Genomic DNA, 13,154 nt, shown 5'->3' with positions numbered 1-13,154 from the left:
TATAAATATTAATATCGAGGGCAAGGGGATGTAATATGAAAATCTGTAATGCGGTGACGAGTGATGTGAAAGAAATTTATAGTCTTATTGAGGTTTATGCAAAAGAGGGAGTTGTTTTACCACGTTCTCTTTTGTCTCTTTATCAATATTTGCAATGTTTATATGTTATGAAAGAAGACGAGAGAATTGTTGGAGTTGCTGGATTGCATGTATTGGGGGAAGATCTTGCAGAAATACGATCGTTAGTAGTTTCGCATACATATGCAGGGAAAGGGATAGGGCGTATGCTCGTAAATCATGTAATGGAGGAAGCTACGAAAATAAATGTAAGAAGAGTAATTTCCTTAACATATGAAACAGTATTTTTTCAAAAGTGTGGATTTGATTTTGTAAATAAAGAAACGTTGCCAGAGAAAGTATGGATTGATTGTAGACATTGCCCAAAGGTGGATTATTGTGATGAAGTGGCGATGGTGCGGTATGTTGGATGAAAAATTTATAGGGAAAAAGTTCCCACTATTATTTACATATATAGTGGGAATATATATTTCCATAAGAAATGGATAGGTTATTAAGAATTTGAATTCTTTTGTCTTACGGCAAAATTATAAAGTGGATCTTTAAGTTCATAGTTATACGTTAAACCGTCAACAATTCCTACAACTTTATCATTATCATAAAGATCGAGCATAAATTGTGCCATTTGTTTTGCAGTGTGGAATTTCGGTACAACATTATCGTATTGGAATTCATCAATATCAAATGAACGCTTTGCAAATTCTGTTTCAGTTGCCCCAGGTGCTAAAACCTTTGCTTGCAGTTTTGCGCCTTGTTCTTTCAGTTCGTGAGACAGCCCTTCTGTAAAGGCACTTACATAAAATTTTGTAGCGCAATACGTAACAGCATCAGCAACAATCGTGTATCCGCCGCCCGATGAAACGTTAATAAGCTGTGTTCCATCAACTATTGAATAATCTCGAACGAAAAGAGAAGAGAGTATTGTTAGTGCTTCTATATTTACATGTAACATCGTTTCGATTTTATTTAAATTTTGTTCAGCAATTGAGGCGAAATTACCAAAACCTGCGTTGTTAATCCATGTTTCAATTTGAAAAGATTGTAGGCTTTCATAAAGTTTATAAACATCTGCAGTAACAGATAAATCAGTTTTTCGAATGACAACATCCAATTCTGGATGCATTTCGTTAATTTTCAATTTTAATTCGTTTAATTCTTCTTGTCTTCGAGCTACAAGTACTAAATTTTTTCCGCGAGATGCAAATGCTAAAGCTGCTTCATAACCAATTCCGGAACTTGCGCCAGTAATAACCGTGTATTTCATATAAAATCCCCCTAAATTCAAATTCATTTATGGTTAGATTGTATTTGTTAGAGTATACTCTAAGTCAAACGTTTTTTATAAATTTGATACGGTTATAAAATATATGAGGGTAAGCATGTGAAGGGAGTTTTAGTATGTACACAATTAGCGAGGTAGCAAAATTATTAGGCGTGAGCACACATACACTACGTTATTATGAAAAGGAAAATATATTAATTGCAAATCGTGATACAAATGGAAATCGACTTTACGAAGAGTCACATATAAAGTGGTTGCAGTTTGTAATGAAATTAAAACAAACGCAAATGCCAATAGCGAAAATAAGAGAATACGCTAGATTATATACAGAAGGGGAGCATACAACAGAAGCTCGTTTACAGCTCCTAGAAGATCATAGGAAATCTATTCAGATTCAAAGAGAAAACTTAGAAGTTACAGAGAAGATGCTTGAGAATAAAATTCGTGCATACAAAAACTCATTGGAAAATAAATAGATGGTTGTTATGTGATGAAAAATGGATTTGATCTATAAGTATTTCATCATAGTGTATGGATAAATAAAAAAGAGCAGCTAGCAAAAGCTAACTGCTCCATTCAAGGGATCTCTCCAAGGGGGAGTGGAGAAAATATTATGTTACTAGCATTATTGACAGAGTATTAAAAAATATACAAATAGGATGAAAGAAATTTTAAATAAACTTTCGGCATTGACAATTTTTAAAATGTTCATGTACAATATATATATGAATGACATTCAGTCATTTTTGTGTGACAGGATGCAGTTAGCTTAGAAATGGAACAAATACAATGGTAAATGAGGATGATAGTTGTTTTTATATAGTATTGATGAAAGAGTATATTTTTTTAAAATAAAAATGACTGATAGTCAGTCATAAGAGGTGAGAGGTATGAAAAATAGAGCTTGGTTATATGTCATATTAACATGTATCTTTGAAATTTTTTGGGTGTTTGGTTTTAATACGGCTAATACTTGGTGGCATTGGATTATTATTTTAGGAGTTATCGCTGTTGATTTTCACTTCCTTTCTAAAGCGTGTGAACATCTTGCAACAGGAACTGTATATGCTATTTTCGCTGGAGCTGGTACGGTAGGTACTTTCTTAATGGATGTATTTCTTTTCGGTGGAAGTTTCAGCGCAGGCAAACTATTCTTCATTCTTATGGTAGTAGCCGGCGTTATCGGTTTAAAGTTAGCTGACAATAAAGAAGAAACTGTGGAAGGAGCTGCTTAAAAATGGGTTGGTTTTTCGTATTTTGTGCTGCAATTAGTGAAATAGTCGGTGTGATAGGACTTAAAATGTATAGTAAAGATAAGACATTAGCCAATGGTGCGATTTATATAGGTGGGTTTGCTACATCCTTCGCATTTTTGTATACTTCCTTCTTATTTTTACAAGTAAGTGTCGCGTATGCGGTTTGGATTGGTATCGGAACAGCAGGTGCAGTTTTGTTAAACATGTTCTTGTTTGGTGAGTCGAAAAGTAAAGCGCGTATCATTAGTGTGTTTCTTATTGTATGTGGAGTGACAGGATTAAAGGCACTTTCTTAAAGATATATTGTATTTTTATCTCCTAATTGTTCATTAGGAGATTTTATTATAAAAAATGATTTCCTCTTAGAGTTCACTATCATTGACAGTACAATCAATTATCTTATAAAATGAGTGACAGTCATTCAATATGCGTGTGAAAGGGTTTAGATGATGAATAAAAAAGAGAAAATTGTCTATGCAGCTATTGAAGTGTTTCAGGAAAAGGGCGTCGAAAAAACGAAGATTTCTGATATCGTGAAATTAGCTGGCATTGCGCAAGGAACTTTCTATTTATATTTTCCTTCTAAGTTATCTGTTATGCCTGCAATAGCAGAAGTGATGGTTGAAAAGATGATACTTGCAGTGAAAGAAAAAGTACAAAAAGATGTACCTTTTTCAAATAAAGTGGCACAAGTAATCGATGCGGTGTTTCACTTTATAGCTGAATATCGTGAAATACAAGCTTTAATGTATGCTGGTCTTGCATCTACAGAACATATAAAAGAGTGGGAAGCTGTGTATGAGCCTCTTTATATGTGGCTAAGTGAATTTTTAAATGAGGCAAAAGAAGCTGGTGAAATTCGTGATTCGGTTCACGCAGAACGAACAGCGAAGTTATTTATCGCTCTTGTTGAATCAGCAGCGGAACAAGTGTATTTATATGATCATAAAGATGATGAGCAAGTAGATTTGCAAAAGGCAGAAGTACTAGATTTTTTAACACATGCACTACATATAAAGAAATAGTGAGATGAACCTGTCTGAAAAGGTAGGTTCATTTTTGAGGAAAACTGAATGATAGTCATTCACCTGATGCGTATGTATGTGTGGAAGGATAGTGTGAAATTCTAACGAGTAGGGGGCATCTCTACTCATGACCAGCCCACAAATAGAAGGATAAAGAAAAAGCTTCTTGGGCATTATTTTTTGAGAGGAACTTACGGGAAGAGGTGTTAAAAAGTGAAGAAACCGATAAAAGAACAAAAGATGGTATTGGTCATTCTTTTGAGTAATATATTTATCGCTTTTCTAGGGATTGGATTAATCATTCCGGTTATGCCGTCCTTTATGAATGATATGCATTTAACAGGGAAGACGATGGGATATCTCGTTGCAGTGTTTGCAATGGCACAGCTCATTACTTCACCTATTACAGGCCGGTGGGTTGATCTTTACGGTAGAAAGAAAATGATCATCATTGGATTATTTATTTTTGGTGTTTCAGAACTTCTTTTTGGATTAGGAAAAGATGTATGGATGCTTTATGTAGCGAGGGTGTTAGGCGGAATTAGTGCTGCTTTTATTATGCCTGGTGTTACGGCGTATGTTGCGGATATTACATCTATTCAGGAACGTCCAAAGGCGATGGGATACTTATCTGCGGCTATTAGTACTGGATTCATTATAGGGCCTGGAATCGGCGGATTTATTGCAGAATACGGTATACGTGTGCCGTTTTTCGTTGCAGCAGTAATTGCCTTTATAGCATGTGTGATTTCGATCTTTATTTTAAAAGAACCGTTAACGAAAGAAGAACTTGCAGAGATTTCTTCTAATACGAAGGAATCAAGTTTTATTGGTGATTTAAAGAAATCATTACATCCAATGTATGCAATTGCATTTATTATCGTATTTGTACTCGCATTCGGATTATCAGCGTATGAAACAGTGTTTAGCTTGTTCTCTGATCATAAATTTGGCTTCTCGCCGAAAGATATCGCAGCAATTATTACAATTAGTTCAATCTTTGGGGTAGTTGTGCAAGTATTTATGTTTGGCAAATTGGTAGACATGTTCGGTGAGAAAGTATTAATTCAAATATGTTTAATTGTAGGTGCAGTATTAGCATTCGTCTCAACTGTAGTCTTTAATTATTGGATTGTACTTCTCGTTACTTGCTTCATTTTCTTAGCATTTGATTTACTTCGTCCAGCTTTAACGACATTTTTATCAAAAGCAGCCGGAAAAGAGCAAGGATTCGTCGCTGGTATGAACTCGACTTATACGAGTTTAGGAAATATCGCAGGACCAGCGATGGGCGGAATATTATTTGATATGAATATTCATTATCCATATGCATTTTCAGGCGTTGTTTTAATAGTTGGTCTCGCTATTACATTTATGTGGAGAGAGAAACAGTTGGCTGAAAGTTTTGCGAAGTAATAAAACCCCTTACGACGTGAGGTAAAGTGATCCCCGACAACGGGACACATATCAAAACACCTAAACCATCTGTTCCCTAAATTCTTTAGGGGATAGGTGGTTTGGTTTTCATTGAATTTTCACATAATTTTAGTGATGAATGTATTCTAGCGCAATCTTTCGCACAGTTTGGATACTTTTGTTATCTTTTGTGAATCGAAAGCTTCACTTTTTAAATGGCGAAAGAAGCTTTCCATGACGGCATTATCATGGCAATTTCTTTTACGGGACATGCTGGTGATGATGCCGTTTTGTTTGGCATACGCTTGAAATTCCTTCGCAGTATAAATACTTCCTTGATATGAGTGAAGGATGATATTTTTTACTTTTCACCCTCTCATTGCTTGTTTCAATGTCTTCGTCGCTAATGTCAGTGTTTGTAATTCGTTGATGACATAACTAATAATTTCGCGATTAAGGGCATCCATGATTGTTGATAAATATAAGGTACGCTCTCCTAATAAGAGATACGTCACATCCGTAAACCTGGATGTATTGAATTGACACTCCAATCGATCAGGGGCTACCATTGGTTCCGCACCATTGATATATTTCTTTTTTTCGACGTCCTTTACTTTCTCTTCTAAATGGGATACCACCCGCATTTTAACGAAAGTATACGCTAAGCAAATTTTGACATAAAAAAAGCCGATTTTTCTACTCTAAGAAATTTTCGATTCTAATTCGTTATAGGTTAGTTGTTACTTTGTGTGCTTCATATTCTTTCACTATTTTATAAAAGTATTTTTCTTCAGTTTTAATAGTTTCATAAACTTAACTCCTGTTATTTCACTATTTTTCTACCTTGGATAAATTTCTTGTGTGAATATTTTACATATAAAATTATCTATTTACATTTTCTACCATAATTATACCTCTACAAACTAATATTGATTTCCCAATAATCTGTTTTAATATTTAAATCTTAAAAGTAATTAATCTTTTATAGGAAGATATTTTTAAGCACATTTATTTTGCTTAAAGGTATCTTTAAATAGCATAAGTGAACAAGGCTTGCTGGAAGTAATGAAATAAGAGCAATATTTAAAATAAGATTGCAAAATGCAGAGAGTTTAAAAATTTAATGAAAATTTTATATTTGCCCTACATTTTATTTAATTAATTTTCTCTATCTTATACATGTTGGAATTCATATAATACCTTTCTGTTAAAGAAGGAATTGTACTGAGCTACGCATTAGATAAAAAAGTGATAATGAAAGGTAAATGTATAATGAAAAAAATAAAAAAGTTAATTGTTCCAATTAGCTTTAGTTTATTGCTAATTGGATGTAGCGGTAAAGAATTGAATGGGAATTGGAGATCAGCGGATAATGACACTACTTGTCCGGTTTCTTACCAGTTTGATAAGAAAATCGAAGTTAATCCAGAAAATAAAAAAAAGAAAATTATATGGTTAATAGAGATGCATACTCAAAAAATAGCAAATGAATATAAAAATGCAGGGACATACACTTGGCTTGATAATGAATGGATAAATATTGATTATGGAAACAATTTTACTCAAAAACAAAAAATGGTACAAGATAAAGACAAATTAACAATTTATTTTCCATGGGTAGAAAAAGTATGTACGTATAAAAAAACAAAGTAGGATGCCTTCAAAATTATAGAAGAAACTATGGAGTGATAAAGGAACTTTAGATGTATGGCTAAAAAGCAATCTAGATATTATATATATTTGATATGTATGTAATGGAATACGAGCTGGTTTTGCTTGTTATCTAGTCAATGATACTTTATTCCAAACTTGGCTGTATGCGATAGGTTCTATTCATAATGGAGCTACATTTTCAATGAGGGAAAATATTAGAATGATGCTAGTAAGGTATTTAAAAATATGCTTTATTAGAGACATTCTGCACTTTCCTTCTGAAAATGATAAGATTTCAATGTAGAAACGTGGAATTTTATAGCCATTCAAAAAATACTAAAAGAATTTTTCTTTTTAAGGGAATGACAGGAATTCAAATTATTTTCAAAAAGAATGAATTACACATTAGTAATTTTGCAGATGAAATTAATAGAGTAATCAATTTTGTATTTGAATATAAGGAAGAAAAAGAAGAGGTAGGATAAAATGAAGCCGATTACAATTCTAATAGCTGATGATGACTTGAAGATTGCTGAATTAATTGAAATACATTTAAAAAAAGAAGGATACCAGGTTTTAAAAGCAACTGATGGAGAAGACGCAATTGAAATTATTCAATCGCAGGCAATTGATTTAGTGGTTTTAGACATCATGATGCCAAAAATGGATGGTTATGAGGTGACGCGTCAAATCCGTACCAAACAAAATATGCCAATTATTTTCTTAAGTGCGAAAACATCTGATTTTGATAAAGTGACGGGTCTTGTACTAGGTGCAGATGATTATATGACGAAACCTTTTACACCAATTGAATTAGTTGCACGTGTGAATGCTCAACTTCGCCGATTTCTTACGTTAAATCAACCGAAAGTAGAAGAAACATCTGTTTTAGAGGCTGGAGGCGTTGTTATTGATTTTGAGAAAAGAACGGTACATGTATACGGAGAACGAATTGATTTGACACCAAAAGAGTTTGATATTTTATATTTATTGGCAAGTCATCCGAAAAAAGTATATAGCCTTGAAAATATTTTTCAGCAGATATGGACAAATGATTATTATGATGATAACAATAATACAGTTACGGTGCATATTCGTACTTTACGAAAGAAACTTGGAGAAGATAAAAGGAAGAACAAGTTAATAAAAACGATATGGGGAGTAGGTTATACTTTCAATGGCTAAAATAATAAAAAGTTTTAGGTTTAAAATGATTGCCTTGTTTGCACTAAGTATGATGTTAGCAGCTTTCGGAACATATATAATTTATAAAACATTAGGGTTCTCTTTTAGAATGATGGTTAGTCATGAAGACTATGTAGCAAATAGAGTGGTTGGGGGAAGTATTTATTTCTCTTTCCTTTCCTTCACTTTGCTATCTATTTTATTCTTTTTCTTTTTAACGAAACCTTATTTAAAGTATTTTGATGAAATTTCTAATGGCATTCATCATCTCTCTAAAGGAGATTTCACACATAAAGTTTATATTTCATCAAATGATGAATTCAGCGATATTGCACGCGCAATTAATATTGCAAGTGAAAAATTAAAAGAGGCGGTTGAACGAGGAGACTTTGCAGAAAGTAGTAAAGATCAACTTGTTGTTAACTTAGCTCATGATTTAAGAACACCATTAACATCTGTCCTAGGTTATTTAGATTTAATTCTCAATGAGAAAAACTTAACTGCGGAACAAATTAAATATTATTCTACAATTGCATTCGCAAAATCACAACGACTTGAAAGTTTAATTGATGAGTTATTTGAAATTACACGAATGAACTATGGTGTACAACAAATAGATAAAAAAAACATTAATATAAGTGAATTGCTCGTGCAATTAGATTTGGAATTATATCCATTATTAGAGAAAAATCAATTAGAGGCTAGATTACATGTTGCACCAAATTTAACTATCAACGGTGACGGGAATTTGTTAGCACGAGTATTTGAAAATCTTCTAACAAATGCGGTTCGATATGGAAATAATGGGAAGTTTGTTGATATGAATGGATACATTGAAGATGGAGACGTTGTTGTACAGATTATTAATTATGGAGAAAGTATACCAGAAGAAGAGTTACCTTATCTTTTTGATATGTTTTATACAGGTGATAAAGCAAGAACAGTACAGAAAAATAGTACGGGTCTTGGATTGTTTATTGCTAAAAATATTGTTGAGAAACATAATGGGAAGATTTCTGCAGAAAGTAATGTAGTGAGAACAATTTTTGAAGTGAGATTACCAAAAGAAGAGAATTGAAAAATTTAATAAATATTTAATTATTACCCCACTTTTTATTTAATTAATTTCTTCTATCCTATTTATAGGTTAGGCCAAAGAGAAATTACTAATAAAAGGTGGGGCTTTTTATATTGCGAAAAGTATACGCCTAGATTTTTATCACAATTTGATTTTAAAAGAGATATGTTAATACTTTGAAATCTAATTTATATATAATTTCTAAAAATGTTAACTAATTATACAAACGGAAATAATGGTCTCCAAAAATAAAGTACAAGAAATAGTGAGGATAATATGAAGACAGTAAATAAGGTAGTCATTGTTGGTGTATTAACAGTTGGTATAGGAGCTGGGGCTTATATGAATTTTGCCGGAAGTTCTGAACCAGTTATGACCTATAAAACATCTGAAGTACTAGAAAAACAAATCGAAAATAAGCAAAAGTTTGCTGGTGAAGTGATTCCAAATGGAATGGAGATCATTTCATTTGATCCAACAAAAGGTACGAATGAACTAGCTGTTAAAAAAGGCGATGAAGTAAAGAAAGGACAGCTTCTGTTTAAATACAATGATCCAACTGTTAAACAAGGTGTAACAGAAGTGGAAATGCAAAAGAAAATTGCACAAAAAGAAGTAACATTACAACAAAAACAAATTGATGCAGCAAAACAAAAGCTACAAAAAGATAAAAATGCTGGTCTTCCTGCAGAAGCAGTAAAAGCGTCAGAGATTGAAATTCAACAATTAGAATCACAGCTTGAAATGAAGAAGTTTGAAGTAGAAAAAGCGGATGAAATGATTAAAGTAGCAAAAGAGAAAGTAAACACACTTTCTGTTATGAGTCCTGCTGACGGTGTAATTGATGATATTATTACAGCTTCTAATGAAAGAAACGGTATGAGCGGAATTACACTTCGCCATGCAGGTCCATTTAAAGTAGCAGGTCAAATGTCTGAATTTGAACTTGCTAATGTAAAAATTGGACAAGAAATAACAGTTTCATCAAAAACTGTAGCGGGTAAAACATGGACAGGAAAAGTAACAGAAATTGGTTCTACACCATTAAAAAGTATGGATGAAAACAAAACAGTTTCTAGTTATCCATTTACTGTGACGTTAGACAATAGTGAAGGCTTACAAAATGGTTTCCACGTATACGTAGAAACTAAATCAGGCGAAGCAAAGGGTACAGTCATTCCAAAGACCAGTATTTTAAAAAAAGGTGATAAAAACGTTGTCTTTGTTGTAAAAGACGGAAAAGCAAAAGAACAAGTTGTTACGGTTGAATTTGAAACAAGTAATGAAGCAAAAATTTCCGGAGTGAAAAAAGGAGAAAAAATTATCTCTAGACCTACTGTAAATCTAAAAGATGGTATGGAGGTTGCCACGCAATGATTAATTTACAAGGCATTACAAAATCTTTTCAAAATGGTGAAGAATCCATTCAAATATTGCACGGAATTGATGTAACGCTAAATCAGGGAGATTTCACTTCTATCATGGGGCCTTCTGGTTCTGGTAAATCAACATTAATGAATATTATTGGGTGTTTAGATAAGCCTACGACAGGTTCCTATGAATTAGCTGGACAAAATATTTCAAACATGTCTGAAACCGAGCTTGCGCATGTTCGTAATAAAGAGATTGGATTCGTATTTCAAAACTTCATGTTACTGCCACGACTTACAGCGTTGCAAAACATTGAATTACCACTTATTTATGCGGGAGTCGATAAAAAGGAAAGACAAGAGCGTTCATTAGCAGCCTTAACAAAAGTTGGTTTAGCTGATCGCGCTACCCACTTTCCAAATGAATTGTCAGGTGGACAAAAACAACGCGTTGCAGTTGCACGCGCAATTGTAAATAACCCGAAATTTATTTTGGCAGATGAACCAACAGGTGCACTAGATACGAAAACAAGTGAACAAATTGTAAATCTATTTTATGAATTAAACAAGCAAGGTTCAACGATTATTATGATTACTCACGATCGTGAAATCGGGGAAGCCGCAGCACGTCAAATCGTTATTCGTGACGGAAACATTGTTCAGGATTGGAGAGAATAAAATTGAATATACATGAAAATATACGTATGGCTATCTCTTCTATCTTTGCCCATAAAATGAGATCTATTTTAACGATGCTGGGAATTATTATTGGAATCAGTGCGATTATTACAATTCTCGCAACGGGGGATGGAAATACTGCAAAGATGCAAAAAGAGATTGAAGAGAGCCGCCATATGGATGAAATTAATATAGAGTATATCAACCCAGATTTTCCGCTGGAAATAGCGAAGATTACACCAGATATGGTAAAGCAATTAGAAGTAATACCAGGTGTAAAGGATGTGTACCCACATGTAAATATGGACGTAAAAGCATATGTAGGTTCAAAAGAAGCTTCTCTTAATTTAAATGTGGGAACAGGTAATTTTATGCAGGATCACAAACTACGAATGATACATGGGCGTGAGTTAACAGAGACTGAGCTGGAAAAACCAATTCCTGTTTTGATTATCAGTGAAGCTCTATTTAAAAAACTATATGATAAATGGGAAAATGATTTATATATAGATATAAAAGGAAAACCATATAATATTGTCGGGGTGTACAAATATGATAATATATGGCAATCAAATGTGTATGCAGGATATACCTCGGTTGACAATGCACCGTTGATCTCAGGTGTTGAGGAATATAATGCAGTGACCATTAAGTTATCTTCTTCTAGCGAGCGAGAAATTGTAGGGAAACAAGCTGTATCTGTATTAAATGGATTGAAACCACCAGAATTTGAGCATCTATTTACAGTAGAGGATGAGACAAAAAACGATTTGGTCGTAGAAGAATCATTAGATACGATGAAAATGGTATTCACTGGTGTTGCTGGAATCTCTTTAATCGTAGGTGGTATTGGTGTGATGAATATCATGCTTGTATCTGTTACAGAGCGTACACGTGAAATAGGTGTTCGAAAAGCACTTGGTGCAACGAGAAGGGAAATATTAATGCAATTTCTTATTGAAGCTTGTATTTTAACAGCATTAGGTGGAGTAATTGGTTTTGTGTTAGGTATTTTCTTTGCTTGGGTATCGGCAATCGTAGGTGGATGGCCACTTGTTATTTCAGTAAATCTAGGTCTACTATCTGTTGGAATATCTATATTGATTGGCATTGTCTCTGGTATACTTCCAGCAAATAAAGCAGCTAAACTAGACCCAATTGATTGTCTACGATATGAATAATAGTTGTAGGTGAAAGATAAGATATTCTAGAAAAGAGTAAATACCCATATGGGTATTTACTCTTTTTGGAAATAAGGATTTTCATGGTATAAGCAAAAATCTAAACAATCTTAACTCTAATTTTATATAGATTTCTTGGCTGTAAATACTAAGAGGAGAGAGGAATATAAAATGAAAACAGTGCTAGAAGCAAAAAATATTAAAAAAGTATATGACACAGGTGGAAATACATTTGAAGCGTTAAAAGGGATTAACTTACAAGTACAAGAAGGAGAATTTGTTGGGATTATGGGCCCTTCTGGTTCAGGTAAGACAACTCTATTAAATGTTCTTTCAACAATTGATCATGTGACGAGTGGTGAGATTTTAATAGATGGAAAAGATATTGTAAAAATGAGTGATGATACGTTGGCATTATTTCGGCGCAATCATTTAGGTTTTATTTTTCAAGATTATAACTTATTAGATACGTTAACGGTCAAAGAAAATATCGCATTGCCTCTCGCTTTATCAAAGGTGAAGGTTAGTGAAATTGATCGGCTTGTTCTTGAAATCTCTAAGAAGTTTGGCATGGATCATATCTTAAGTCAATACCCATATCAAGTATCTGGGGGACAGAAACAACGCTGCGCAGCATCACGTGCCATGGTTACGAATCCGAGTATGATTTTTGGGGATGAGCCAACTGGGGCGCTTGACTCTAAATCAGCAACGGATTTATTAGAAAGTATGAAGTCATTAAATGAATATGATAACTCAACCATATTAATGGTAACGCATGATGCGTTTGCGGCAAGTTATTGTAAACGAGTGATTATGATTAAAGATGGTGAATTATATAAAGAATTACACCGTGGAGAATTAACACGTAAGCAATTCTTCCAACAAGTCATTGATGTAATGTCTTCCATTTCTGAAGATAAGGCTGATGATCTTATCTAATATGGCCATT

Annotated in this window: 15 protein-coding genes and 1 pseudogene; 14 read left to right on the top strand and 2 right to left on the bottom strand. The window is 33.4% G+C overall.

Annotation, left to right across the window (positions count from 1 at the left end):
- Positions 1–35: 35 nt before the first annotated feature.
- Positions 36–491, top strand: a complete 456-nt coding sequence (locus ACTFR8_RS19335) for an N-acetyltransferase (RefSeq protein WP_000686667.1) — start codon at positions 36–38, stop codon at positions 489–491.
- An 80-nt stretch (positions 492–571) separates the two neighbouring features.
- Here the strand turns inward: ACTFR8_RS19335 and ACTFR8_RS19330 are convergent, their stop codons facing one another.
- On the bottom strand, positions 572–1,342 hold the full coding sequence (locus ACTFR8_RS19330; protein WP_252209817.1) for an SDR family NAD(P)-dependent oxidoreductase: 771 nt from the start codon (positions 1,340–1,342) through the stop codon (positions 572–574).
- A gap of 134 nt (positions 1,343–1,476) precedes the next feature.
- Here ACTFR8_RS19330 and ACTFR8_RS19325 point away from each other — a divergent pair, with 134 nt between their 5' ends.
- The 5 genes from ACTFR8_RS19325 (at position 1,477) to ACTFR8_RS19305 (ending at position 5,057) form a co-directional block, all read left to right on the top strand.
- Positions 1,477–1,836 carry a MerR family transcriptional regulator gene (locus ACTFR8_RS19325; protein ID WP_065224695.1) on the top strand — a complete coding sequence of 120 codons (360 nt, stop codon included), beginning with the start codon at positions 1,477–1,479 and terminating at the stop codon, positions 1,834–1,836.
- A gap of 414 nt (positions 1,837–2,250) precedes the next feature.
- Positions 2,251–2,595, top strand: coding sequence for a DMT family transporter (locus tag ACTFR8_RS19320; RefSeq protein ID WP_000796018.1), 345 nt, complete (start codon positions 2,251–2,253; stop codon positions 2,593–2,595).
- A gap of 2 nt (positions 2,596–2,597) precedes the next feature.
- A complete protein-coding gene (locus tag ACTFR8_RS19315) occupies positions 2,598–2,912 on the top strand; it encodes a DMT family transporter (RefSeq protein WP_000539671.1) in 315 nt (104 codons plus the stop codon).
- A gap of 150 nt (positions 2,913–3,062) precedes the next feature.
- Positions 3,063–3,641 (top strand): TetR family transcriptional regulator, encoded by a 579-nt coding sequence (locus tag ACTFR8_RS19310; RefSeq protein WP_088361310.1) that lies wholly within the window; start codon positions 3,063–3,065, stop codon positions 3,639–3,641.
- Between the two features lie 213 nt (positions 3,642–3,854).
- On the top strand, positions 3,855–5,057 hold the full coding sequence (locus ACTFR8_RS19305; protein WP_000742955.1) for an MFS transporter: 1,203 nt from the start codon (positions 3,855–3,857) through the stop codon (positions 5,055–5,057).
- A 108-nt stretch (positions 5,058–5,165) separates the two neighbouring features.
- On the opposite strand, the pseudogene ACTFR8_RS19300 reads toward ACTFR8_RS19305, so the two are convergent.
- A pseudogene (locus tag ACTFR8_RS19300) lies at positions 5,166–5,659 on the bottom strand (DDE-type integrase/transposase/recombinase); the annotation flags it as partial.
- A gap of 670 nt (positions 5,660–6,329) precedes the next feature.
- On the opposite strand from ACTFR8_RS19300, the gene ACTFR8_RS19295 reads away from it, so the two are divergent.
- From ACTFR8_RS19295 to ACTFR8_RS19260, 8 genes are all read left to right on the top strand, one after another.
- Complete coding sequence (locus ACTFR8_RS19295) at positions 6,330–6,710, top strand: hypothetical protein (RefSeq protein WP_252209818.1); 381 nt, start codon at positions 6,330–6,332, stop codon at positions 6,708–6,710.
- A 362-nt stretch (positions 6,711–7,072) separates the two neighbouring features.
- Positions 7,073–7,195, top strand: a complete 123-nt coding sequence (locus ACTFR8_RS19290; RefSeq protein WP_255288293.1) for a hypothetical protein — start codon at positions 7,073–7,075, stop codon at positions 7,193–7,195.
- A 1-nt stretch (position 7,196) separates the two neighbouring features.
- Positions 7,197–7,895 (top strand): response regulator transcription factor, encoded by a 699-nt coding sequence (locus tag ACTFR8_RS19285; protein ID WP_252209819.1) that lies wholly within the window; start codon positions 7,197–7,199, stop codon positions 7,893–7,895.
- Positions 7,888–8,973: a HAMP domain-containing sensor histidine kinase gene (locus ACTFR8_RS19280; protein ID WP_061667624.1), complete on the top strand. Its 1,086-nt coding sequence runs from the start codon at positions 7,888–7,890 to the stop codon at positions 8,971–8,973. Before ACTFR8_RS19285 ends, ACTFR8_RS19280 begins: the two co-directional genes overlap by 8 nt.
- 276 nt (positions 8,974–9,249) lie before the next feature.
- Positions 9,250–10,350, top strand: a complete 1,101-nt coding sequence (locus ACTFR8_RS19275; RefSeq protein WP_000859791.1) for an efflux RND transporter periplasmic adaptor subunit — start codon at positions 9,250–9,252, stop codon at positions 10,348–10,350.
- Positions 10,347–11,021 (top strand): ABC transporter ATP-binding protein, encoded by a 675-nt coding sequence (locus ACTFR8_RS19270; RefSeq protein WP_000609180.1) that lies wholly within the window; start codon positions 10,347–10,349, stop codon positions 11,019–11,021. The genes ACTFR8_RS19275 and ACTFR8_RS19270 overlap by 4 nt, the downstream gene beginning before the upstream one ends.
- Before the next feature lie 2 nt (positions 11,022–11,023).
- Positions 11,024–12,202, top strand: a complete 1,179-nt coding sequence (locus ACTFR8_RS19265) for an ABC transporter permease (protein ID WP_252209820.1) — start codon at positions 11,024–11,026, stop codon at positions 12,200–12,202.
- A 171-nt stretch (positions 12,203–12,373) separates the two neighbouring features.
- Positions 12,374–13,144 carry an ABC transporter ATP-binding protein gene (locus tag ACTFR8_RS19260; RefSeq protein ID WP_000859668.1) on the top strand — a complete coding sequence of 257 codons (771 nt, stop codon included), beginning with the start codon at positions 12,374–12,376 and terminating at the stop codon, positions 13,142–13,144.
- Positions 13,145–13,154: the final 10 nt, after the last annotated feature.

The sequence above is a fragment of the Bacillus cereus group sp. MYBK15-3 genome (assembly GCF_051916765.1).
Taxonomy (GTDB): domain Bacteria; phylum Bacillota; class Bacilli; order Bacillales; family Bacillaceae_G; genus Bacillus_A; species Bacillus_A cereus.
The sequence above is the reverse complement of the archived record's forward strand: the minus strand, read 5'-3'. Positions and strand labels throughout refer to the sequence as shown.